Genomic DNA, 23,553 nt, shown 5'->3' with positions numbered 1-23,553 from the left:
CGGGAAGAGCGCGTTCTCCGTCCGGTTGTCCGCCGCCATAGTTCCTCCGAGGTAGGGCGGGTGGGGCGGATACGAACCGCCCCACCCGTGACTCAAGCTTGGATGCCGGCCCCGACGGCTTCGCTGATCATGCTCGATGCGACACCGAGGGACGAGTCTGTGAAAAACGTCGCCAGACCGGCATCAACCTCGTTCAGCACCTGCTCGCCGCCCGGCTGTGCCGCGACGAAATCGCGGGCCTGCTGGTCGATTCCGGGTGCCGCCGCGACAACGTCGCGGATTGCGGACGCGGCCACCGCTCCAACAGGCGTGCTATCCCACTCGGCGAGGGTGTTCTGCGTCTGGGCAGTCACTGCAGGCTCGTCGATGTCGGGGACCGTGATCTCCCGCGGTTCGCCCAGGTCACCAGCGCCGAACGCGGTGCCGGTGATGATGCCGAATCCGGCGCCTCCGACGGCACCGACAGCGGCTGCCGGGATGCCCGCGACCGCCGCCCCGATCGCGGTACCGGCTACTCCGCTTGTCACGACGGGAAGGCCGGGAATCACGAACGGCAGCGGAATGATCGTACCGATCTGCGCGCCCACGATTCCACCGACCGTTCCGCCGGCCAGTGCGGCCGGAACCCCAACCAACGCTGCACCCCCGACCGCACCGGTCGCTCCGCCGCCGATCTGCGCTGCCGCGAGACGGTTCGCACGCGGGGTCTCGACGCCGATCGACCGCCAGAACGTAGCGACCTCGGCCTCGATGATCGCCGAGGTGTTGTTGGTTCGCGCGAGATCTCCGTCAGTGAACCAGTTCGGCTGCGCGATGAGGAAGTCGCCGAGACGCAACGTGTTACGCGGGGCGATGATCGGCGCCGTCGGGTCGACATGGGTCGGCAGGTGCAGATCCTGGACCTGAATCGGGGCCACGTAGTAGTTCTGCGGTTGGGTGTAGGTGTTGGTGTCGTAGTCGTAGTTCTCGAGCGGCTGGTACTCGATGTTCTGATACTGGGCCGGCGGCTCCACCCAGTACACCGGTTCCGGCTGCGCGGGAGACGAAGTGACGCCACCCTGCGTCGACGGAGCCGAGGTCACGCCGCCCTGGGACGGCGCAGACGTGACGCCACCCTGCGACGGAAGCTCGTTCGGAGCAGCCGACGCCGTGCCTGTGGCCGCGGCGATCACTGCGACAGCCGCCGACGGAACCAACGCGGCCCGCGCGATGGCCCGCGCCCGGCTCTTGCGGTGCTTACCCATCAATCCACTTCCCTTCGGTGATTCAGGCTTTCGGTGATTCAGGCCGGAGGGACCCGTCCTGAATGGAGAGATCGCGAGAGATCCGGACCGGAAGAGCGGCACATCGGAAGAAGGTGATGAGCACAGACCCCGCATGTTCGTGGGGGCAGAGAAGGTGTGGGAGTACGGGGGCGCCGGAGGCAGTACATGCCCATACCCGGCAGCGGGCACGTGCGTGCCCGACCATCCCCCCGGCAAACAATGCCGCCCCCTCGCGAAGATCCTCCCCCGCCGATCCTCACCCCCGGATCGACCCTTTGTACGTGGAAATAATACAGAAGCGGCGGGCGGTCCCAGCGCGCCCGCGGTGGGGCCTGGGAGCGGTCAGGAACTCGGCGCCGCCTCCTTCGCCGCGATCCGAGCCCGGACCTCGGGGCGTCGAAGCGGCGGCACCGTGGCCGGTGGCTGCCTACGGGGCGGGAGCGCCGCGAGTAGCTCGGCCGTGGTCGCCGTGACCTCCTCGACGGCCTTCTCGAACGCGTCTCGGTTGGCGTCGGACAGCTTCTGTATCCCGCTGACCTTGCGGACGTACTGCCGGGCCGCGGCCTCGATCTCCTCGGGAGTGGCAGCCGGTTCGAGCCCGCGCAGCTCGGTGATGTTTCGGCACATGCCTCGAACGGTAGTCCTGCTTCGACGCGCCCGAAACGCGCTCACATACCGGAGATATCGCGTACTTTCGGTATCAGACACTGGACAGCAATTCGGGGGCACGATGCACGTCTCAGAGAACCTGCACAAGAGCACCGCCGCCACGGCAACCGTTCCCCATCCACCCCGGCGGCTCCCGATCCTCGGCGACGTACTGGGCGTCTCACTGCATACCCCGGTACAGGATTCGATGCGGCTGGGCCGGCAACTCGGTCCGATCTTCGAACGCAACGCACTCGGGCACCGCTTCGTATTCGTCTCGGACCCCGGCATGGTGGCCGAGCTGTCCGACGAGTCGCGTTTCGCAAAGAACGTCGCCCCCGGAATCGCGGAACTGCGCGGCATCGGCGGCGACGGGCTGTTCACTGCTTACAACGACGAACCGAACTGGGGCAAGGCGCACAACTTACTGCGTCCGGCGTTCACCCAGTCAGCAATGCGCTCCTACCACGACATCATGGTCGGCGTCGCCGGCGAGCTCACCGCGCACTGGGACAGCCGGATCGGCGGTACCCCTGTCGACGTTTCCGCCGACATGACGAAACTGACACTCGAGACCATCGCGCGTACGGGCTTCAGTTACTCTTTCGACTCGTTCGAGCGCACCAGGCCACACCCGTTCGTCGAGGCCATGGTTCGGGCTCTCACATATGCGCAATGGCGGACGTTCCGGAACGTACCGGGCCTGGGGAAGTACCTGTACCGCAAGTCGGATCGGCAGAACGCCGCCGACACCGCGTACCTCGCGGAAGTGGTCGACGAGGTGATCCGTAGCCGCCGCGACGCGTCCGGACCAGGTCACGAAGACCTGCTCGAGATCATGCTCCGTGCCGCCCGCGAGAACGACCCCAACCGACTCGACGAAGTGAACATCCGCCACCAGGTCGTGACCTTCCTCGTCGCGGGACACGAAACCACTTCGGGTGCACTATCGTTCGCACTTCACTACCTTTCCCGGAATCCCGATGTACTCGCGAAGGCGCGCGCAGAGGTGGACGAGGTGTGGGGCGAGGAGGTACCGCCGTTCGAGAAGGTCGCGAAACTCCGGTACGTCCGTCGGGTCCTCGACGAGACACTGAGGCTGTGGCCCACCGCCCCGGCGTATGCACGTGAAGCGCGCACGGATACCGTGCTGGCGGATCGCTACCCGATGAAGGCGGGAGACTGGGTCCTGGTGCTGATCCCGTCGCTGCACCGCGACCCCGCGTGGGGCGCCGATCCTGAACTCTTCGACCCGGACCGCTTCACGCCCGAACGCGTCCGGGCTCGTCCAGCGCACATCTACAAGCCGTTCGGCACGGGGGAACGTGCGTGCATCGGCCGCCAATTCGCCATCCACGAGGCCCTTCTCGTACTGGGGACGATCCTGCGCAGGTACGACTTCTCCGCCGATCCCGACTACCAGCTGCGGATACAGGAACGGCTGACGCTCATGCCGGTGGGGTTCAACCTCACCGTTCGCCACCGCTGACCGCTGCACCCGGCCCGCGAACGGTCGAATCCAGCCAGGTCGCAGACGCCCCGAACAGCTGATCCTCCGCAGCGAATCGGATTCGCGCTGAGCAGATCCGGTCGAATCGCCCACACGGTCCGGGTGCTGCCGTTACTGTGCGCTCACCTGGCCCCATCCGCTGCACCGCACACAAGAACGGCGAACATCGACATGGACTCTGCTCTCACCTCGGTGGCCCTACCGGCCGCATTGGCGATCATCATGTTCGGGCTCGGGCTCTCGCTGACATCGGCGGACTTCGCCCGCGTCGCAAGGCATCCCAAGGTGGTCACCATCGCCCTGGCGTGTCAGCTGCTGATCCTGCCCGCAGTCGCATTCGGCCTGGTTCTGATGTTCGATCTACCGCCGCTGCTGGCGGTCGGCATGATGGTGCTCGCGGCGTCGCCGGGCGGCACCACAGCGAACCTCTTCAGCCATCTCTACCGCGGCGACGTCGCCCTCAACATCACACTTACCGCAGTGAACTCGGTGATCGCGGTCGTCACGCTGCCGATCATCACGAACTTTGCCCTCGGCTATTTCGACCCCGCAGAGACCGGCGGAACGATGGGCCTGCAGTTCACGAAGGTCCTGCAGGTGTTCGCGATCGTGCTCATCCCGGTCGCGATCGGGATGGCGGTCCGCGCGCGGCGCGAGGACTTCGCGCGGCGAATGGACCGGCCGGTGCGGATCGCGTCGGCCGTCGTGCTGGTGGCGGTGATCGTCGGCACCATCGCGGCGGAGCGGGAGAACGTGCCGTCGTACCTCGCAGACGTCGGCGTGATCGTGACCATGTTCTGCCTAGCCAGCCTCGGGTTGGGTTACTGGGTTCCGAAACTGCTGGGAGTCCATCGGCGGCAGGCGATCGCCTGCTCGATGGAGATCGGGGTGCACAACAGCACGCTGGCCATCGCGATTGCGATCAGCGTCCTCGACAGTGTCGACCTCGCGATCCCTGCGGCCGTGTACGGCGTCGTGATGTTCCCCGCCGCCGCAGCCGTCGGCTGGCTGATCAGCCGGGGAGCGCGGGCCGAAACGGCGGATGCCCTCCCGGTTCAGGATCGAACCGAAAGGGCATCCGAGAGCGGGTAGCTACTGGACTCGCTCGATGATCGTGACGTTCGCGGTGCCGCCACCCTCACAAATGGTGAGCAGTCCGTAACGGCCGTTCGTGCGCTCGAGCTCGTTGAGCAGCGTCGCCATCAGCTTGGTGCCGGTGGCACCGAGCGGGTGGCCGAGCGCGATTGCCCCACCGTTGACGTTGACCTTGGCCGGGTCGGCGCCCAGCTCCTTGATCCAGGCGAGGACGACGGGTGCGAAGGCCTCGTTGATCTCGATCAGGTCGATGTCGTCGAGGGTCAGGCCGGTCTTCGCCAGCGCGTGCTGGGTGGCCGGGATCGGCGCGCTCAGCATGAAGATCGGGTCGTCGCCGCGGGCGCTCATGTGGTGGATGCGGGCACGGGGCTTCAGGTTGTACTTCTGCACGGCCTCCTCCGACGCGAGCAGCAGCGCGCTGGCTCCGTCGGAGATCTGGCTGGCGACGGCGGCGGTCAGGCGGCCACCCTCGACGAGAACCTTGAGGCTCGCCATCTTCTCGAGGCTGGTCTCGCGCGGACCCTCGTCGGTGGTGACGTCTCCGAAGGGGACGATCTCGCCGTCGAAGCGGCCCTCGACGATCGCGGCCTTGGCACGCTCGTGGCTCTGCAGAGCCCACTTCTCGAGCTCCTCGCGGCTGATGTCCCACTTGTCGGCGATCATCTCGGCGCCGCGGAACTGCGACACCTCCTCGTCGCCGTAGCGCTCGGTCCAGCCCGTGGACTCGGCGGTCGGGGTGCTGAAGCCGTACTGCTCGCCGACGATCATGGCGGCCGAGATCGGAATCTGGCTCATGTTCTGGACGCCGCCGGCGACGATCAGGTCGGCGGTGCCGGCCAGGATCGCCTGCGCGCCGAACTGGATGGCCTGCTGGCTGGAGCCGCACTGACGGTCGACCGTCACTCCGGGTACGTGCTGTGGCAGACCCGCGGCCAGCCACGACAGGCGGGCGATGTTGCCAGCCTGTCCACCGATCGCGTCGACACAACCGAAGATGACGTCGTCGACGTTCGATGGGTCGATGCCGGTGCGCTCGACGAGCGCCTTGATGATGTGCGCGCCCAGGTCGATCGGATGAACGGGGGCCAGACCACCGTTCTTCTTGCCGATCGGGGTGCGGACGGCGTCGACGATGTAGACCTCGGGCATGAACAGCTCCTGGATTCGGGTTATTTGCGGGAGTCGGGGCTGGCAAGCCCGTCGAGAACGATGGAGAGGTACTGCTTGGCAACGGCCTCGGCGGTCATCGATCCACCGGGCCGGTACCAGCGCACGGCAACCCACACCGTGTCGCGCATGAAACGGAAGACAAGCTCGATGTCGAGGTCCTGACGGAAGCTGCCGTCGGCGACACCGGCCTCGAGCACCCCGACCCACAGGTCGCGGAACTCCTGGTTACGCTCGGCGAGGTACGCGAACCGCTCGTTGGACGCGAGGTGCTTGACCTCGTCCTGGTAGATCGCGACCGCGCTGTGCGAGGCGTCGATCGCCTCGAACGACGCGATCACGAGCGCCTCGAAGGTTTCGCGCGAGCCCACGCCGGCGGCGACGATCTCGCGGTAGCGGCCGAACAGGTCGTCCTGGAAGCCGCGCAGGATCTCGTCGACCATCGACTCCTTGGAGTCGAAGTGGTGGTAGAGGCTGCCGGAGAGGATGCCCGCCGCGTCGGCGATGTCGCGCACCGTGGTGGCCCGCAGACCGCGTTCGGCAAACAGGCCCGCGGCGAGTTCCAGGAGCTCGGCGCGACGGCCGGACTTGCTCGAAGACTCGTCGGCGTCTCGGGGTGGAGTCATGCCGGACATCCTACCAACCAAGCGATTGCTAGGGTATCGGCGAGTTTCACCCAGTTTGCACTCTCCCACAACGGTCACGGGCGTCAGTTACGCGCGCTGGCTCGAGATCGAGACGATCTCACCGGTGAGGTAGGTGGTGTAGTCGCTCGCGAGCATCGCAATGGTCGCGGCGATCTCCCACACCTCGGCGGCACGGCCGAACGCCTCGGACGAAGCCAGCTGATCCAGCAGCTCCTCGCTGGTGACCTTCGCCAGGAATGCATGGCGCGCGATGGACGGTGCGACGGCGTTGATGCGGACGCCGTACTCGGCCGCCTCGATCGCGGAGCAGCGGGTGAGCGCCATGACACCGGCCTTGGCAGCCGCGTAGTGGGCCTGCGAGTGCTGCGCACGCCAGCCGAGTACCGACGCGTTGTTCACCAGAACACCGTTGTGGTCGACGGACTTGAAGTAGCGCAGCGCCGCGCGGGTGGCGCGGAAGGTACTCGTGAGCGTGATGTCGAGGACGCGATCCCACTGCTCATCGGTCATGTCGACGACGGGGGTCTCGCCGCCCAGGCCGGCGTTGTTGACGAGAACGTCGATACGGCCCAGCCTCTCGGCCGCACCGGTGATGAGCGCGTCGACCTGCTCGGTGCTCGAGACGTCACACACGAGAGACTCGACCTGCTGGCCGCCGAACTCGGCAGACAGCTTCTCGACGGTCTCACCGAGGCGACGCTCGTGGAAGTCGGAGACCAGGACGTCGGCGCCCTCGAGCAGCGCGCGGCGCGCGGTCGCGAAGCCGATGCCGGTACCGGCGGCGGCGGTCACGACGACCTTCTTGCCCCCGAGCAGGTTGTGACCCTCGATCTCCTCGGGTGCGGCGGAGAGCGGGGACTTGATGGTGGCGGTCACGGGCGTGCCTCTCGAGGAAGGCCGAGCACGCGCTCGGCGATGATGTTGCGCTGGATCTCGTTGGATCCGCCGTAGATGGTGTCGGCGCGGGTGAACAGCCACAGCCGCTGCAGGTCGCCCAGTTCCTCGCCGGGCTCGGTGTTCTCGACACCGACCAGGGAGGCCGCACCCTGGACCTCCATCGCGAGCTCACCGAGACCGCGGTGCCAGTTGGCCCACAACAGCTTTGCGACCGAGGCTTCACCGCCGTTGGTGCTGGCGTCGACCGTCGCGAGCGTCCGCAGCGCGTGGGCGCGCATGACCTGCAAGCCCATCCACGCACGGGTGATCTTGTTCCGGATGGCCGGATCATGCGCCGCACCATTACGCTCGGCCAATTCGACGATGGACGCGAGCTCGCGGGCGAAGCCGGTCTGCTGCCCCAGCGTCGAGACGCCGCGTTCGAAGGTGAGCGTGCCCATCGCAACGCTCCAACCGTTGCCCTCGCCGCCGACGACGAGGTCGGCGTCGGTGCGGGCGTCGTCGAAGAACACCTCGTTGAACTCGGAGGTGCCGGTGAGCTGGATGATCGGGCGGACCTCGACACCTGCCTGGTTCATCGGAACCAGCAGGTACGACAAACCCTTGTGGCGAGACGAGCCCGGCTCGGTGCGCGCGACCACGAAGCACCAGTCGGACAGGTGCGCGAGCGAGGTCCATACCTTCTGCCCGTTGACCGACCAATGGTCGCCGTCGAGGCGCGCCGTGGTCGCCACGTTCGCGAGGTCGGACCCCGCACCGGGCTCGGAGTAGCCCTGGCACCACAGTTCGGTGACAGTCTTGATCCCGGGCAGGAAGCGCCGCTTCTGCTCCTCGGTTCCGAAGGCGATGAGCGTCGGCCCGAGCAGCTCCTCACCGATATGACTCACGCGTGCAGGCGCATTCGCCCGTGCGTACTCCTGATGGAAGATGATCTGCTGACTCAGCGTCGCCTCACGCCCGCCGTACTCCTTCGGCCATCCGAGGCAGGTCCAGCCGGCCGCAGCCAGATGACGGTCCCACTCGAGGCGTTCCTCGAACGCTTCGTGTTCGCGTCCCGGCCCGCCCAGGCCCTTCAGCTCGGCAAACTTCCCGGAGAGGTTCTCTTCGAGCCATTCACGAATTTCCCGCGCAAAGGCCTCGTCAGCGGCTGCACTCTCGCTGGTCTCAATACCCTGGCTATCGTCCACAGCGATACGGTACCCTACCAAGCACTTGCTTTGTATAGAGGTTCCGCCTCGCCTTAGGAGAGATTGTGAGCACGAAAGTGACCACCGAGCCCCGGACGACTCCGGCCGCGCTGTGGCGCGCCGTTGAACAATTCGGATCGAACGAGGCTGTTGCGGACGGTTCCGACCGGACCACTTACACCGAACTGCTCGAGCGTGTACGCACTGCGGCAAGGGCTTTGATTGCCAAGGGCGTGGAGGCTGGCGACCGCGTTGCGGTCTGGGCGCCGAACACCCATCACTGGGTCGAGGCCTTCCTCGCCGCTCAGTACGTAGGCGCCATCCTGGTGCCGATCAGCACCCGCTACACCGGTCATGAGGCCCTCGACCTCCTCGAGCGCACCAAGGCGAAGGTCCTGGTCGCCCCTGACCGCTTCCTCGGGAGCGATCGCCTCGCGGCCGTCCTGAAGGCCGCTGGCCCCGAGGGCATCCCGATGCTCAGCCTCGTGCTGCGCACCCCGTCGGACGACCCCGCGTCCGGTACGCCGACCACGACACTGCCCGGCGGCGAGATCCTCGAGTGGGATCAGCTCGCCGTCGCCGCCGAGTCGGTCACCGTCGAGGAGGCCGACACGCGTGCCCGCGCCGTCTCCCCCGACGACGTCGCAGACATCCTCTTCACATCCGGCACCACCGGAAAGAGCAAGGGCGTCATGAGCGCTCACCGGCAGACCGTCGGCATCGCCGACGCATGGGCCGACTGCGCGGAGGTCGTCGCTAGCGACCGATATCTGGTGATCAACCCGTTCTTCCACACCTTCGGCTACAAGGCCGGAATCATGGTGTGCATCCTGCGGGGCGCCACGATCGTGCCGGCCGCTGTTTTCGACGTCCCCACGATCATGGCGACGATCGCGAACGAGAAGATCAGCGTGCTGCCGGGTGCCCCGACCATCCACCAGACGATCCTCGACTTCCCGACCCGCGACGACTACGACCTGTCGAGCCTGCGCGTCGCGATCACCGGCGCGGCAGCGGTTCCGGTCGCGCTGGTCGAGCGCATGCAGTCCGAGCTCGGTTACGACGCGGTCCTCACCGCGTACGGCCAGACCGAGGCGGTCGTGGTGACGATGTGCCGCACGGACGACGACCCGGTCACCGTCTCGACCTCGTCCGGCCGGGCCATCCCCGGCATGGAGGTCAAGATCGGCGAGCAGGGCGAGATCCTGGTCCGCGGCGAGAACGTCATGCTCGGATACCTCGATGATCCCGAGGCCACCGCCAACACGATCGACCCGGACGGCTGGCTGCACACCGGCGACGTCGGAGTCCTCGACGAGCGCGGCTACCTCGACATCACCGACCGGCTCAAGGACATGTACATTTCGGGCGGCTTCAATGTGTACCCCGCCGAGATCGAGAACGCACTCGCCCGTTTGGATTCGATCGCGGAGTCGGCCGTGATCGGCATCCCCGACGAGCGGATGGGCGAGGTCGGTCGCGCGTACGTCGTACCGAAGGCCGGCGCGGCCGTGACCGAGGACGAGATCATCGCGTTCTGCAAGGAACGCCTGGCGAACTTCAAGATTCCGCGCGAGGTCAAGATCGTCGGTTCCCTACCGCGCAACCCGTCGGGCAAGGTGCTCAAGAACGATCTGCGGGAGGGCAAGGCATGACCGACCCCCACGGCGTTCCCGACGAGGGGGAAGTCGTCACCTACGAGGTTCGCGACCGAGTCGCGTTCGTGACACTGAACCGCCCCGAATTCCGCAACGCGCAGAACTCGGTCATGACGTACGCGCTCGACGCCGCCTTCGAGCGTGCGGTCGAGGACGATGACGTGAAGGTGATCGTGCTGGCCGGCAACGGCGAGCACTTCAGCGCCGGCCACGACATCGGTACGCCAGGCCGCGACCACCACGTCCACTACGAGAACAAGGCCGCCATCTGGTGGGACCATCTCGGCAAGGCCGGTGGCGATCAGCGCTTCGCGCGCGAGACCGAGGTGTACCTGGGGATGTGCCGCCGGTGGCGCGAGATCCCGAAGCCGATGATCGCGCAGATCCACGGCGCCTGCATCGCCGGTGGCCTCATGCTCGCGTGGTGCTGCGACCTGATCGTCGCCTCGGAAGATGCGTACTTCTCGGATCCCGTTGTGCGCATGGGCGTTCCGGGTGTCGAGTACTTCGCACACCCGTGGGTGCTGGGATCGCGGTTCGCGAAGGAGATCCTCTTCACGGGCGATCGCTTCTCCGCGCAGCGCGCGTACGAGGTGGGCATGGTCAATCGGGTGGTTCCGCGCGCCGACCTGGGGGCCGAGACCCTCGCGCTGGCCGCCCGGGTCGCGGAGATGCCGCAGTTCGGTTTGGCACTGACCAAGAAGGCCGTCAACCAGTGCGAGGACCTGATGGGTCAGCGCGCCGGAATGGATTCGGTGTTCGGTCTGCACCACTTTGCCCACGCACACAATGCCGAGGTGGGCAGGGACTCGCTGGGTGGAATGGACGTCAACAGTATGAAAGCGAAGGCGAAATAGTGGATCTCGAACTGGACGAGAAGGCCCGCGCCTTCCAGCTGGAAGTGCGTGAGTGGCTCGCGGCCAACGTCCCGGCACAGCCGCTGCCGTCGATGGATACCGCGGAGGGCTTCGAGGCCCACCGGGAGTGGGAGCACAAGCTCGCCGACGCCCGCCTGTCGACCGTCTCGTGGCCGACGGAGTTCGGTGGCCGGGACGCGTCGATGATCGAGTGGGTGCTCTTTGAGGAGGAGTACTACAAGGCGGGCGCCCCTGGACGAGTCAGCCAGAACGGCATCTTCCTCTTCGCACCGACGCTGTTCGAGCACGGGACCGAGGAGCAGCTCGCGCGCATCATGCCGCGCATGTCCCGCGCCGACGACATCTGGGCGCAGGCATGGTCCGAGCCGGAGGCCGGCAGCGACCTCGCGGGCATCCGCTCGACGGCCCGCCGCACCGAGGGCGGCTGGATCCTCAACGGCCAGAAGACGTGGAGCTCGCGTGCCGTGTACGCGGACTGGGGTTTCGGCATGTTCCGCACCGACCCGGAGGCCCAGCGCCACAAGGGCCTGACGTACTTCATGTTCCCGCTGAACCAGAACGGCGTGACCGTCCGCGCCATCCCGCAGCTGGACGGCGAACCCGGCTTCGCGGAGATCTTCTTCGAGGACGTCTTCGTCCCGGACGCCGACGTCGTCGGTGAGGTCGACAACGGGTGGCGCGTCGCGATGAGCACCGCTTCCAACGAGCGCGGCCTGTCGCTGCGCAGCCCGGGTCGCTTCACCTCGGCGGTCGACCGTCTGGTCGAGGTGTGGAAGGCGAACACCGACGACACCGACACCGCCGCACGCGACCGCGTCGTGGACGCGTGGATCGGCGCCGAGGCGTACCGCCTGCACACGTGGGGCACCGTCACCCGCATGCTCGAGGGCGTGCCCCTCGGCGTGGAGGGCTCGATCAACAAGATCTTCTGGTCCGAACTCGACGTCCGCATCCACGAGACGGCCCTCGACCTGATGGGCGCCGACGGCGAGCTCGCCGGCAAATGGCAGGACGGCTACCTGTTCTCGCTCTCCGGCCCGATCTACGCCGGCACCAACGAAATTCAGCGCAACATCGTTGCCGAGCGTCTGCTCGGACTCCCGAAGGCGGATCGATGAAATTCTCCCTGTCCACCGAGCAGCGCGATTTCGCGGACAGCCTCCGCAACCTGCTCGCCAGCGCCGACACCCCGGCCGTCGTCCGGTCGTGGGGCGAGAACGACACCGCGCCGGGCCTTGCCCTGCTGCAGCAGCTCGCCGAGACCGGCGTGACCGCGCTCGCCGTGCCCGAGGACCTCGACGGCATCGGCGCGCATCCGGCCGACCTGGCCGTCGCGTTCATCGAACTGGGCCGCGCCGCGGTCCCCGGCCCGATCCTCGAGACGGCCGCCGCCGTCCCGGCTCTGTTGTCGGCGCTGGACGACCAGGAGCTGGCCAAGCGCTTCCTGCCCGGCATCGCCGAGGGCACCCTCGCATCGCTGGTGCTCGAGCCGTCCACGCCGCGCGCCCTCGACGCCGACGTCGCGGAATCGGTGCTGCGGGTTTCGGGCGACACCCTCGAGCTGGTTCGTGCCACCACGCAGCTCGAGTCGGTGGACCCGGCCCGACGCCTGTTCGAGGTCGAGTCGGTCGAAACGCTCGCGCAGGGTGCGGACGTCGTCGCCGCCGCGGACAAGGCGTACGACCTCGCGGTCCTCGCCGCGTCGGCGCAGCTGATCGGCGCCGGCCACGCGATGATCGAGACCGCCACCGAATACGCCAAGAACCGTTCGCAGTTCGGCCGCGTCATCGGCAGCTTCCAGGCCGTCAAGCACCACCTGTCGGACGCCCTGGTTGCCGTCGAGATGGCGAAGCCGCTCGTCTACGGCGCGGCGATCTCCATCGCCGAGGGATCCGACACCATCGCTCGCGACGTCTCGGCAGCGAAGGTCGCCGCCGCGAACGCCGCCTACGTGGCCTCGCGCAAGGCGCTGCAGGTACACGGCGCCATCGGTTACACCCTCGAGTGCGATCTGTCCCTGTGGCTGACCAAGACGCGGGCACTGCAATCCGCGTGGGGCACCGCCTCCGCACATCGCGCACGGATTGCGAGCGCGCTGTGAGCGGGGTCGGAGTGTTCTCGGAGGAGCAGCTCGAGCTACGCAAGACCGTTGCGGCGCTGCTGGCCAAGCGCGCCGATCCGGCCGCGCTGCGCAAGACGCTCGAGTCGGGCGAGGCGTTCGACCGCGGCCTGTGGGACGTGCTGTGCCAGCAGGTCGGTGTCGCGGCGCTCGCGATCCCGGAGGAGTTCGGCGGCTTCGGTGCCACCTTCGTCGAGCAGCACCTGGTGCTCGAGGAGCTCGGCGCCGCGCTGACGCCGTCGCCGATGTTCGGTTCCGCGGTCCTGGCCGCGCAGGCGATCCTGGCGACCGGCAACGCGGAGGCGTGCGAGCGCCTGCTGCCCGGCATCGCCGAGGGTGCGTCCATCGCTGCCCTGTGCTGGGTGGGCCCCGAGGGACACTGGCGCAGTGACGATGTCGCGTGCACCGCGATCGGCAACGATGCCGACGGCTACACCGTCTCGGGCTCCGCGCACTACGTGCTCGACGGTGCGCACGCCGATGTGCTGATCGTCGCCGCAGCAGTCGACGGGATCATCGCGCTGTTCGAGGTGGACCCGTCAGCCGACGGCGTCGCCCGTCGTGCGCTGCCGACGATGGACCTCACCCGTCCGATGTCGTTGGTGGATTTCACATCCGCGAATGCCGTCCGGCTCACCGCCGATGATGCGACCGCCGCACTGAACCGGGTCCGCGACATCGCCCTGGTGGCCCTGTCCGCGGAGCAGGTCGGCGCCTCCGCGCGCTGCCTGCAGATGACGGTGGACTACAGCAAGGATCGCGTCCAGTTCGGTCGTGCGATCGGCAGCTTCCAGGCGCTCAAGCACCGCATGGCAGACCTGTTCGCACTGGTCGAGGTGGCCCGTTCCGCCTCGTACGCGGCGGTCTACGCACTGTCGGAGGGTCTGCCGTCGGCGTCCGCGGACGCTGCTGTCGCCAAGGTCTACTGCTCGGAGGCGTTCAACGCTGTGACCGGCGATTCGATCCAGCTACACGGCGGCATCGCGATCACGTGGGAGCACGACGCGCACCTGTTCTTCAAGCGCGCTCACGGCAGCTCGCAGCTGTTCGGTCAGCCGGAGGAGTACCTCACCCGGATGGAGTCGCTCGCGGGTCTGCCTGCCTGATTCGATCCCACCGACGCCGAGGGCCGGTCCGGAATTCTCCGAGCCGGCCCTCGTGCCGTCCGTCAGGACTGGTCGCACAGCTCCTCGAGGTACTGCGCGACGCCGTCGTCGTCGTTGGACGGGAGCACCCGGTCGGCCAGCGCCAGGATCTCCGGCAGTGCGTTGGCCGGGGCGAGGGCCGTACCCGCCCACGTCAGCATCGGCACGTCGTTGTGAGCGTCGCCGATGACCGCAACTTCCTCGGCCACAATTTCTCTCGCCGCGCACAGGCCCGCGAGAGCGCTGGCCTTCGACACCCCGGACGCCGCCATCTCCACGTAGGGCGCACCGGAATGCGTCAGCTCCACCCCGTCCACCCCGGCCGCCACCGCGAGCCGATACAGCTCGGGACTGGGCACCTCCGGATGCCGAGCCACGATCTTCACCATCGGCTCGCCCGTCCGTGGCAACCGCTCCTCGAGGACCATCTCGTCGAGGGTGCGGTGGTGGTCGGCGTAGTCGCACAGCGCCGCGTACTCGGGCTCTGCGACGAACGTCGTCGGCCCCACGTTCGCGAACACCGTACCCGGAACGAGCGTGCGCACCCGGTCCATCGCGGCGAGGGCCTGAGAAACCTCGATCGAGACGGTGCCGGTGATCTCGGGGGTGCCGTCCGCGAGGTCGAGGGTGACGGCCCCGTTGGCGCAGATCACCTCGCCGCGAAATCCGCACGAGCGGGCCAGCGCATCCACCGAGTGCCGGGCGCGGGCCGTCGCCCACACCACCTCGACGCCGGCGTCCCGGGCAGCGGCCATCGCCCGCGCCGTGCGCGGTGAGACCGTCCGGTCGGACCGCAGCAGTGTGCCGTCGAGATCGGATGCCACCAGTCTGATTCGCCTCACCTGTCCATGGTCCCAGCCTCACGACCACGGCCACGGACCCCGTCCGTCGGGGAGCCCGAATGCCCATCGGTTCAACCTTTTCTGAATACAGAATCCGATGTACTGTCAGGGAATGGAGACCCTCGTCCACAGGGACGCCTTGGCGCGCTTCGGATACGCCCTCTCCGACGCGACCCGCGCGCAGATCCTGCTGAGCCTGCGGGCCGGTCCGGGCTACCCGTCCGATCTCGCCGATACCATCGGGGTATCGCGGCAGCTGGTTTCCAATCACCTTGCCTGCCTGCGCGGCTGCGGGCTGGTGGTCGCGGCGGCGGAGGGCAGACGCAGCCGCTACGAACTGGCCGACCCTCGGATCGGGCGCGTGCTGGACGATCTGCTGGGCCTCGTGCTCGCGGTGGATCCGTCGTGCTGTCCGAACGCCGAATCCGAGAACTGCTGCTGATGACACCTCCGGCCGGAGTCTCCTCTCCCGCGCGCCGGGCCCTACTGGCGCGCCGGATCCGGTTCCTGGTCGCCGCCACCATCACTTACAACGTGATCGAGGCAGCGGTCGCGCTCACCGAGGGCGCCCGGGTGTCGTCGGCGGCGCTGATCGGCTTCGGACTCGACTCGGTGATCGAGGTGTCGTCGGCCGCGGCGGTCGCGTGGCAGTTCGCGGGACACGACCCCGAGTCGCGGGAGAAGGTGGCGCTGCGGATCATCGCGTTCTCGTTCTTCGGCCTCGCGGCATACGTCACCGTCGACGCGGTTCGCTCGCTCATCGGGGTGGGCGAGCCGCAGCACTCGACGGTCGGCATCGTGCTGGCGGCAGCAAGTCTGGCGATCATGCCGATGCTGTCGTGGGCGCAGCGCCGGACGGGCCGGGAGCTGGGATCACTGTCCGCAGTGGCAGATTCGAAACAGACGCTGCTGTGCACCTATCTGTCCGGCGTCCTATTGGTGGGGCTGCTCCTCAACAGCCTTTTCGGCTGGACCTGGGCCGACCCCATCGCCGCACTGGTCATCGCCGTGATAGCCGTCAAAGAAGGCGTGAACGCTTGGCGGGGCGACACATGTTGTCCCGCACCCGCTGCCCCACGCCCGGATTGCTGCGAGTCCTGATGCGAATCGCCTGCGGGTGGCCGACACAACGTGCCATGCTCCGCGCGTGACCCTCCGCACTGTCGAGGAACTCGACGCCCTCGAAGATCTCCGCCAGCTCAAGTACCGCTACTTCCGGACTTTGGATCTCAAGCGCTGGGACGAGTTCGCGGACACGCTGGCCGACGACATCGTCGCCAGCTACGGCACGCACGCGCTGCGCGACCCGCTGGTCTTCCGTGGCCGCGACGCCCTCGCCGGATTCATGCGGGACGCACTCGGCCCCGCAGTCACGACAGTCCACATCGCAAACCATCCTGAGCTCTCCGTCGAGGGCACGGATGCGACCGGAACCTGGTCTTTCGAGGACACGGTGATCGTGCCCGACGCCAAGAGCATCATCCGCGGCGCCGGTTACTACACGGACCGCTACCGCCGTGACGACGACGGCCGCTGGCGGATCACCGAGACGTCCTATGAGCGAATCTACGAGTCGATCACCTCCCTCGACGACATCCCGAGCTTCCGATTCCTCTCGCACATGTGGGCCGTTCCACCGACTGCGAGCGCGTGACCGTGCAGCGGAAGCGGCCGCCAGCTCCTAGCCTGGATACATGACCACCCCCGAGATCACCCTGAATTCCGGAACCGTCATCCCGCAGCTCGGCCTGGGCGTATGGCAGGCCACCAACGACGAGACCGAGCACGCCGTCCGCTTCGCGCTCGACGACGCCGGGTATCGGCATATCGACACCGCCGCTGCGTACGGCAACGAGGAGGGCGTCGGCCGCGGTATCGCGTCCTCGTCGGTGCCGCGCGAGGACATCTTCGTCACCACCAAGCTGTGGAACTCTGACCAGGGCTACCAACCCGCCCTCGACGCATTCGACGCCAGCCTCACCCGCCTCGGCCTCGACTATGTCGACCTGTACCTCATCCACTGGCCGCTGCAGGACCCGGCGCGACGCCTGCACACGTGGGAGGCGCTCGAGAAGATCGCCGATTCGGGCCGCGCGAAGGCAATCGGCGTGTGCAACTTCGAACCCCATCACCTCCAGGAACTCGTCGACCGCGGCGGCATGCTACCGGCCGTCGACCAGGTGGAACTGCACCCGCATCTGCCGCAGCACGCCATCCGGGACTTCGCGGCCCTACACGGCATCGCGGTCGAATCGTGGAGCCCGCTCGGCGGCACCAGCAACTCCGGCTGGGGCAAGGCCTCCAAGCCCAACACGCTGCTCGACGACCCCGTCATCGCTCGGATCGGTGAGCGCCACGGCAAGTCGGCGGCGCAGGTCCTCATCCGCTGGCACCTGCAGAACGGGCTCATCGTCATTCCGAAATCGGTGCACGACAGTCGAATTGCGCAGAACTTCGACGTCTTCGACTTCTCGCTCACCGAACAGGATCTCGACGACATCGCAACCCTCGACGACGGCGTCCGGGTCGGCTTCCATCCGGACCAGATGAATCTCGGAGCCCCCACCGGGTAGTGATTCGTACCCGACATTCACGAAAAGCCCGCCGCTGTCTCCGACCTGCGCGCACTATGTTCTCGCACCTCCACAGGTTCGGGAAAGGACCATGATGCGCAGTCGGTATCGGCTCGCTCTCGCCACCACTTCGGTCGCCCTCGCTGTGGGCCTGACGCCCGCCACAGCCGCAGCGACCCCGAGTTCCGGCGTCACCGGGGAGATCCTGGCGCAGGCGACGGTCGGCAACCAGGATTACATCCTCCGCAAGATCACGATTGCGCCCGGCGGCACGACAGGCTGGCACTTCCACGACGGCATGCTCTACGGCATCGTCACCGAAGGCACCCTGACGCACTACAAGTCGGACTGCACCACCGACGGCATCTACAACGCCGGCGGCACCATCGTCGAGCCCAGCGGGAACGGCTACGTCCACATGGGCCGCAACATCGGGTCGACGCCGATGGTGCTGCACGTGCTGTACGTGCTTCCGACCGGCAGCCCCCTCTCCGAGGACGCGCCCGCGCCGAGTTGCACACTCGTAGCTGGGGTGCGCGATTAGTCGAGGCCGAACCGGCAATAGATCGAGATCAGCGTCGACGCCTGAAAGTGTCGGCAGGTCCCGCTATGATCGAAAACATGTTCGATACCGGGGTGGTGGACGGCGCGGTGGTGGATGGCGTGGTGGTGGATGGCGTGGTGGTGAACGCTGATGTGTCCGCCGTGCTCTCCGAGCAGCACGCCCGCATCGCCCGTGAACAGTTCCGCGAGATCGACTCGGTGACCACACTGTTCGTCGTGCGCTGCGAGGAAGATGCGCGCGCGGGACGCAACGAGGCACGCCACGGCGAGTTCGCCGGCATCCTCGGTCTCACCGAGACCTCGGCGCGGCGCATGATCGGACTGGGCTGCGATCTGCGGTGGCATCTGCATCAGGTTCGTGCCGCGTTCCAAACGGGGCGGATCGACCTCGCGAAAGCGTATGCACTGTCCGAGGCGCTGGCGAACGTCTCCGACGACAAACTCGAAGACATCGAACGCCTCCTGCTCGACGGCGCGGCCCCGCTCGAACACCTCCCGACTCAAGGACCGTGCCCGACGGCTGATCGCCCGACTCGACCCCGACGGCACACGGGAACGACGTCTCCGCGCCGCCGGGGACCGCGACGTCCGGGTGATCGCGGGCGACAATGCGACCTCACATCTCGAGGGGCTGCTCCCCGCCGAGGGCGGCCGCATCCTCGCCGGCCGCCTCCGCGCGATGACCTTCGACGTCTGCGCCCACGACCCCCGAACCCAGGCGCAACGCCGCGCAGATGCGCTCGTCGCCCTGGCCGCCGGCCACACCCACCTCGACTGCCGCTGCGCCCGCCCCGACTGCACCGCTCGAACCAGCACCCCAACCACCAGTGCTCCAGCCGCCAGCACCCAAACCACCAGTGCTCCAGCCACCGGGGGCAGGGGTGTCGGGGTGCAGGTACTCGTCGGAGTGGATGCGTCGACCCTCCTCGGGTTCGACGACAACCCCGGTTACCTGTCCGGCTACGGGGCCATCGACGCCGACCTCGCCCGTGAACTCGCCGCGGATGCCACCTGGAAGCAGGTCCTCACCCTGTCCGCAGGAGATCGCGCCCGGCTGACCGCAGATCTGCCCACCGGACCGGTACTCGGTATCGGTCACCCCTTACCTGCCCCCGAGTGTTCCCCGCGCTCGGTAGCGGCAAGAACACGAGCGCACCGGCAGGAAAGAACGTATCGGCCTGCCGCCGCGTTGGCGGACATCGTCCGTACCCGCGATGGCGGATGTCGATTCCCGAACTGTGCCGCACCGGCCACCGACTGCGACCTCGACCACACGGTTCCGTTCGATCACGACAACCCCGATCGGGGCGGGCTCACCACCGAATCGAACCTGGCGTGTCTGTGCAGGACCCATCACCGACTCAAGACCCTCGGCTACTGGGCTGTCCGTCACATCGGGGAAGGCCACCTCGAATGGATCGACCCCACCGGCCGGGCCACCGTGACACAGCCACACGGACCGTTCTGCGATCCGGCAATGCCGCCCGGTCTCACCGCCGGACTCGACGACGAACTCCTCGCCCGACTCACCGACACCCGCACCCTCACCCGGCTGAACTACTCGAGCGCCGAACTCGACCTCGACTACCTACTCGACAGCCTGATCCCCGCACGCCACCGACACCGCACCACCCCGACACCCCCCACACCCCCGCCGCCGCGGATCATCGACTTCGACGAGCCCCCGCCCTTCTGAAACGGCTACTCCGCCATGTCCGTTCTCGCACGATCCCGACCCCCAGTCCGTAGGGTGCCCGATATGGGGCCTTCAAGGATCTTCGTCGGGATGATTGCAATCGCGGCGCTGGCAGGCTGCGGAACGCAAGACGAGGACACCACCGCGGCCGCACCGCCGCCGACCACCTCGACGGAAGTGCCGGGCCTGGTCGAGCCGACGTGCCTGGCCGGAAATCTGCTGGGCTTCTCGGGGCTGCCCCAGACCGCGCCGCCCGCACCCGAACCCATGCCGATCCCAGCCGGCTTCGCGCCGGTCCGGGTTGTCACGTGCGAGAACGACTCGGGTCCCGGCACCGGCGCAGACACTGCGGCGTGGATCGAGGAGCAGCGCGAAGGCGACTTGACCGCAGTTCTCGAGGGCTACGCCCTGCCGTCGGACCCTCCACAGACCACGCGGATCAATGGCGTAGACGAGCGGACCTGCTTCGTAGATCAGCCGAATCCCCCGATCGTCTGGCTCGTCGATGATCGCGGGCTGGGCATGCGACCGACTCTCCCCGTCGACGACTGCGGAGGATTCAAGTGGGACGCGATCACCGCCATCCGCGCGCTTCCGCTCGTTGAGCGAATCGTGCACCAGGTACCGATGTCACCGGGGCGGTAGACCGGCGGCACCGCCGCTGCATCAACCTCGCGGCACCGCCGCTGCATCAACCTCGCGGCACCGCCGCGGTGAACTTCACCGGCATCTCTTCGAGCCCCGACACAAAGTTCGCCGGCCGCAGCGGTAACGGCGCCGAGGTGGCCAGCGCCATGTCCGGCAGCCGGGCCAGGAGCCGCTCGAACATCATGTTCCCCTCGAGCCGGGCCAGTTGGTTGCCGAGGCAGAAGTGGGTGCCGAAACCGAAGGCCACGTGCGGGTTCGGCGAGCGTCCGATGTCGAAGCGGTCGGGATCGTCGAACACTGTCTCGTCGAAGTTGGCGGACTCGAAGAGCAACAGCATCTTCTCGCCCTCCTTCAAATCGGCGCCGAAGAAGGTGGTGTCGCGGGTGACGGTCCGGGCCATGTTCTTGATCGGCGAAACCCACCGCAGCATCTCCTCGATCGCGAGTGGGATACCCGAGCGGTCTGCCAGCAGCCGGTCACGCTGATCCTCATGTCTCAGCAGCTGTTCCATACCACCGCTGAGTACATGGCGGGTGGTCTCGTCGCCGCCGATGAGGATCAACAACGACTCGTTGACGATCTCCTGATCGGACAGCCGCTCGCCGTCGATCTCCGCGTGGACGAGGACGCTGATCAGATCGTCTGCAGGGTTCTCCCGCCGCTCACCGATGGTGCGGAAGGTGAACTCGGTGAACGCGACATACGCGTCGATCATCGCCTTCAGTTGCTCTTCGGAGGCGTTGCTGCCCAATGCCTTCACCAGATCGTCGGACCAGCGCAGGAACGTCGCTCGATCCTCGGGCCGGACACCGAGCATGTCCCCGATGACAGCCATCGGCAGCGGCGCCGCGAGATCGGCCACGAAGTCGCACTCCCCCTGCTCGCACACCGAGTCGATCAACTGATCGCAGATCTCCCGGATCCGGCCGATCTTCGCCTCCACCTTCTTGCGGGTGAACCCGGTGTTGACGAGTCGCCGACGTTGCAGATGCGCCGGATCGTCCATGTCGATCATCTGCGGCAGCGGGCCGGTCTCCGGGCGGATCCCGCCGGCGTTGGAGAACAGGCCCGGATCCCGTTCCGCAGCGATCAGCGCCGCGTAGGTCGACGCCGCCGCGAGCCCGTTCCGGTCCCGGTACACCGGCTCGTTTTCACGCATCCACGCATACGCCGCGCGGGGGTCACCGAGATCACCCGAGTAGAAGCGCCCGTCCAGCAGATCGAAGTCGTTCCCGATAGTCATCCACGCACTCCTCAGCCCGGTGTCCCGGCCAGTATGGAAAGTCCTGTGAATCTGGCAAACCTGCCCCGATAGTAGAACTTGTTCCTACTATCGGCGGGGGTATCGGATCTACGACGGGAGAAGTTGGATGGATTCGCAGCCGAACTCCGGTTCGTTCGAAAGAAGGTCCGTCCTGATCACCGGCGGAGGCAGCGGGATCGGACTCGGGATCGCCGAGTTGCTCGCTGCCGATGGAGTCCACGTGACGATCTGCGGCCGCAGCGCCGAGCGGCTGGCCACCGCGGCCGAGAAGATCTCCGCCACCGGCGCGCTCGCCTCCGGCGGATCGGTCACCACCGTGGCCGCGAACGTTACTGACGAGACCGATGTAGAACGCGCCGTCGCCCGCGCGATCGAGACCACCGGCCGCCTCGACGGCGTCGTCGCATGCGCCGGCGGAAACGAGACCATTGCCCCGGTCACGCAGCTGGACGTGGACGCCTGGCGGCGCACGGTCGACCTCAACGTCACGGGCACGATGCTCACCATCAAGCACGGCGCCCGCGCCCTGGTCGCGGCCGGCGGCGGATCGATCGTGGCAATCTCCTCGATCGCGGCCAGCAACACCCACCGCTGGTTCGGCGCGTACGGCGTCTCGAAGTCCGGCGTCGACCATCTGGTGCAGCTAGCCGCCGACGAGCTGGGTGCCAGCGGCGTGCGGGTCAACGGCATCCGTCCCGGACTCACCGGCACCGATCTGGTTTCAATGATCACCGACGGTGGTCCCATCCTCGACGACTACCTGGAGTGCACCCCGCTGGGCCGGGTCGGCGAGGTCGCCGACATCGCCGGTCTCGCCAAGTTCCTCCTCGGCCCCGAGTCGACGTGGATCACCGGGCAGGTCATCAACGTCGACGGCGGTCAGATGCTGCGCCGCGGGCCGAACTTCCGGTCGATGCTCGAACAGGTCTACGGCGCCGACGGCCTGCGCGGGGTGGTGGTCCCGTGAGCTCACACCAGGTACTCGGCAAGCAGATCGACATGCCCGTCGAAATCCGCAGCGCATCGGCCTTCATGGCCATGTACTCGGTGCCGACTACAGCAGCCCAGGCGCTCATCGACTACTCCGGGCTCGAGATCCTGCAGTTCCGTCCGGGCCGAGGGCTGTGCGGGCTGGTGTTCGTCGACTACGTGGACGGAGACCTCGGTCCGTACAACGAATTCGGCGTCACCTTCATGGTCCGTGACCATCGTCGGCGCGGCCGCACCTCCGTGTTCGGGGACATCCGGAGCCTGGCGACCGGTGAAGCCGGTGCGCTGATCCACCAGCTCCCAGTGGACGGTGATTTCACGCTCGCCGCCGGCCGGGGCATCTGGGGATTCCCCAAGGTGCTGGCCGACTTCGAGGCCGACCACACGAGCTCGGTCCGGCGCGGCAGGGTAAGTCAGGATGGCAGACTCATCGCCGAACTGACGGTGAAGCCCGGACTACCGATGCCCGGATCCGGAACCAACACCTCACTCGAGGCGTACTCGCACCTCGACGGAATCACTCGTCACACTGCCTGGGACATGAACCCCAGCGGCGTCCGCTCCCGGATCGGGGGCGCAGACCTGCGACTGGGCAATCACCCGATCGCCGCCGAACTCCATTCCCTCGGCCTGCCGAGGAGAGCACTGATGACCACAACGATCCCGGATCTGCAGATGACGTTCGGCGAGGCCGCGACCGTCTAGGCACAACACCCCGGGCGAGTGGTCTTGCGATTCGAGACCGACTGGTGTGTGCTGA

General features: G+C 67.4%; 25 protein-coding genes. 16 read left to right on the top strand and 9 right to left on the bottom strand.

What is annotated here, in order from left to right; genetic code table 11:
* Positions 1–92: 92 nt before the first annotated feature.
* Together ERC79_RS15230 and ERC79_RS15225 are read right to left on the bottom strand one after the other, a co-directional pair.
* Positions 93–1,244, bottom strand: a complete 1,152-nt coding sequence (locus tag ERC79_RS15230) for a hypothetical protein (protein ID WP_131579280.1) — start codon at positions 1,242–1,244, stop codon at positions 93–95.
* Positions 1,245–1,607: 363 nt separating this feature from the next.
* Positions 1,608–1,892 (bottom strand): DUF2277 domain-containing protein, encoded by a 285-nt coding sequence (locus ERC79_RS15225; protein WP_131579279.1) that lies wholly within the window; start codon positions 1,890–1,892, stop codon positions 1,608–1,610.
* A gap of 103 nt (positions 1,893–1,995) precedes the next feature.
* Here ERC79_RS15225 and ERC79_RS15220 point away from each other — a divergent pair, with 103 nt between their 5' ends.
* Both ERC79_RS15220 and ERC79_RS15215 read left to right on the top strand, forming a co-directional pair.
* A complete protein-coding gene (locus ERC79_RS15220; protein ID WP_131579277.1) occupies positions 1,996–3,402 on the top strand; it encodes a cytochrome P450 in 1,407 nt (468 codons plus the stop codon).
* Positions 3,403–3,594: 192 nt separating this feature from the next.
* Positions 3,595–4,515, top strand: a complete 921-nt coding sequence (locus tag ERC79_RS15215) for a bile acid:sodium symporter family protein (protein ID WP_242676585.1) — start codon at positions 3,595–3,597, stop codon at positions 4,513–4,515.
* On the opposite strand, the gene ERC79_RS15210 is transcribed toward ERC79_RS15215, so the two are convergent.
* From ERC79_RS15210 to ERC79_RS15195, 4 genes are all read right to left on the bottom strand, one after another.
* A complete protein-coding gene (locus tag ERC79_RS15210; protein WP_131579275.1) occupies positions 4,516–5,667 on the bottom strand; it encodes an acetyl-CoA C-acetyltransferase in 1,152 nt (383 codons plus the stop codon).
* 20 nt (positions 5,668–5,687) lie between these two features.
* Complete coding sequence (locus tag ERC79_RS15205; RefSeq protein WP_131579274.1) at positions 5,688–6,311, bottom strand: TetR/AcrR family transcriptional regulator; 624 nt, start codon at positions 6,309–6,311, stop codon at positions 5,688–5,690.
* Positions 6,312–6,398: 87 nt separating this feature from the next.
* Positions 6,399–7,208, bottom strand: a complete 810-nt coding sequence (locus ERC79_RS15200; RefSeq protein WP_131579272.1) for an SDR family oxidoreductase — start codon at positions 7,206–7,208, stop codon at positions 6,399–6,401.
* Entirely contained in the window at positions 7,205–8,416 is a 1,212-nt protein-coding gene (locus ERC79_RS15195) for an acyl-CoA dehydrogenase family protein (protein WP_131579271.1), read from the bottom strand. The genes ERC79_RS15200 and ERC79_RS15195 overlap by 4 nt, the downstream gene beginning before the upstream one ends.
* 77 nt (positions 8,417–8,493) lie before the next feature.
* Here ERC79_RS15195 and ERC79_RS15190 point away from each other — a divergent pair, with 77 nt between their 5' ends.
* The 5 genes from ERC79_RS15190 to ERC79_RS15170 are packed head-to-tail and all read left to right on the top strand — an operon-like array spanning position 8,494 to position 14,177.
* Positions 8,494–10,071, top strand: a complete 1,578-nt coding sequence (locus ERC79_RS15190) for a FadD3 family acyl-CoA ligase (RefSeq protein WP_131581188.1) — start codon at positions 8,494–8,496, stop codon at positions 10,069–10,071.
* Complete coding sequence (locus ERC79_RS15185; RefSeq protein WP_131579269.1) at positions 10,068–10,931, top strand: enoyl-CoA hydratase; 864 nt, start codon at positions 10,068–10,070, stop codon at positions 10,929–10,931. Before ERC79_RS15190 ends, ERC79_RS15185 begins: the two co-directional genes overlap by 4 nt.
* A complete protein-coding gene (locus ERC79_RS15180; RefSeq protein ID WP_131579268.1) occupies positions 10,931–12,070 on the top strand; it encodes an acyl-CoA dehydrogenase family protein in 1,140 nt (379 codons plus the stop codon). Before ERC79_RS15185 ends, ERC79_RS15180 begins: the two co-directional genes overlap by 1 nt.
* Positions 12,067–13,053, top strand: a complete 987-nt coding sequence (locus tag ERC79_RS15175) for an acyl-CoA dehydrogenase family protein (RefSeq protein WP_131579266.1) — start codon at positions 12,067–12,069, stop codon at positions 13,051–13,053. Before ERC79_RS15180 ends, ERC79_RS15175 begins: the two co-directional genes overlap by 4 nt.
* Positions 13,050–14,177, top strand: a complete 1,128-nt coding sequence (locus ERC79_RS15170; RefSeq protein ID WP_242676584.1) for an acyl-CoA dehydrogenase family protein — start codon at positions 13,050–13,052, stop codon at positions 14,175–14,177. The genes ERC79_RS15175 and ERC79_RS15170 overlap by 4 nt, the downstream gene beginning before the upstream one ends.
* A gap of 62 nt (positions 14,178–14,239) precedes the next feature.
* Here the strand turns inward: ERC79_RS15170 and ERC79_RS15165 are convergent, their stop codons facing one another.
* Positions 14,240–15,058 (bottom strand): HAD family hydrolase, encoded by an 819-nt coding sequence (locus tag ERC79_RS15165; RefSeq protein WP_131579265.1) that lies wholly within the window; start codon positions 15,056–15,058, stop codon positions 14,240–14,242.
* Between the two features lie 112 nt (positions 15,059–15,170).
* Between ERC79_RS15165 and ERC79_RS15160 the strand changes: the two genes are divergently transcribed.
* The 5 genes from ERC79_RS15160 (at position 15,171) to ERC79_RS15140 (ending at position 18,175) form a co-directional block, all read left to right on the top strand.
* Positions 15,171–15,500, top strand: coding sequence for a metalloregulator ArsR/SmtB family transcription factor (locus ERC79_RS15160; RefSeq protein ID WP_131579264.1), 330 nt, complete (start codon positions 15,171–15,173; stop codon positions 15,498–15,500).
* Positions 15,500–16,159, top strand: coding sequence for a cation transporter (locus ERC79_RS15155; protein WP_131581184.1), 660 nt, complete (start codon positions 15,500–15,502; stop codon positions 16,157–16,159). Before ERC79_RS15160 ends, ERC79_RS15155 begins: the two co-directional genes overlap by 1 nt.
* 46 nt (positions 16,160–16,205) lie before the next feature.
* Positions 16,206–16,712, top strand: a complete 507-nt coding sequence (locus tag ERC79_RS15150; protein ID WP_242676583.1) for a nuclear transport factor 2 family protein — start codon at positions 16,206–16,208, stop codon at positions 16,710–16,712.
* A gap of 40 nt (positions 16,713–16,752) precedes the next feature.
* Positions 16,753–17,631: an aldo/keto reductase gene (locus tag ERC79_RS15145; RefSeq protein ID WP_131579261.1), complete on the top strand. Its 879-nt coding sequence runs from the start codon at positions 16,753–16,755 to the stop codon at positions 17,629–17,631.
* A gap of 94 nt (positions 17,632–17,725) precedes the next feature.
* Entirely contained in the window at positions 17,726–18,175 is a 450-nt protein-coding gene (locus ERC79_RS15140) for a cupin domain-containing protein (RefSeq protein WP_131581182.1), read from the top strand.
* Here ERC79_RS15140 and ERC79_RS23520 read toward each other — a convergent pair.
* Entirely contained in the window at positions 18,172–18,687 is a 516-nt protein-coding gene (locus ERC79_RS23520; RefSeq protein ID WP_242676931.1) for a hypothetical protein, read from the bottom strand. The two genes, ERC79_RS15140 and ERC79_RS23520, sit on opposite strands and share 4 nt — an antisense overlap.
* On the opposite strand from ERC79_RS23520, the gene ERC79_RS15135 reads away from it, so the two are divergent.
* Together ERC79_RS15135 and ERC79_RS15130 are read left to right on the top strand one after the other, a co-directional pair.
* Entirely contained in the window at positions 18,596–19,891 is a 1,296-nt protein-coding gene (locus tag ERC79_RS15135; RefSeq protein WP_242676582.1) for an HNH endonuclease signature motif containing protein, read from the top strand. The two genes, ERC79_RS23520 and ERC79_RS15135, sit on opposite strands and share 92 nt — an antisense overlap.
* Positions 19,892–19,954: 63 nt before the next feature.
* A complete protein-coding gene (locus ERC79_RS15130; protein WP_131579260.1) occupies positions 19,955–20,536 on the top strand; it encodes a hypothetical protein in 582 nt (193 codons plus the stop codon).
* 46 nt (positions 20,537–20,582) lie between these two features.
* Here the strand turns inward: ERC79_RS15130 and ERC79_RS15125 are convergent, their stop codons facing one another.
* The gene (locus ERC79_RS15125) at positions 20,583–21,782 is read right to left on the bottom strand and encodes a cytochrome P450 (RefSeq protein WP_131579259.1); all 1,200 of its coding nucleotides are present in this window, start codon (positions 21,780–21,782) and stop codon (positions 20,583–20,585) included.
* 127 nt (positions 21,783–21,909) lie between these two features.
* On the opposite strand from ERC79_RS15125, the gene ERC79_RS15120 reads away from it, so the two are divergent.
* Together ERC79_RS15120 and ERC79_RS15115 are read left to right on the top strand one after the other, a co-directional pair.
* Positions 21,910–22,770 carry an SDR family oxidoreductase gene (locus ERC79_RS15120; protein ID WP_131579258.1) on the top strand — a complete coding sequence of 287 codons (861 nt, stop codon included), beginning with the start codon at positions 21,910–21,912 and terminating at the stop codon, positions 22,768–22,770.
* Positions 22,767–23,498, top strand: a complete 732-nt coding sequence (locus tag ERC79_RS15115) for an acetoacetate decarboxylase family protein (RefSeq protein ID WP_131579257.1) — start codon at positions 22,767–22,769, stop codon at positions 23,496–23,498. The genes ERC79_RS15120 and ERC79_RS15115 overlap by 4 nt, the downstream gene beginning before the upstream one ends.
* Positions 23,499–23,553: the final 55 nt, after the last annotated feature.

Source organism: Rhodococcus sp. ABRD24 (assembly GCF_004328705.1).
Lineage (GTDB): Bacteria > Actinomycetota > Actinomycetes > Mycobacteriales > Mycobacteriaceae > Prescottella.
Note: the sequence above shows the minus strand (reverse complement) of the source record. Positions and strands in the feature narration are given on the sequence as shown.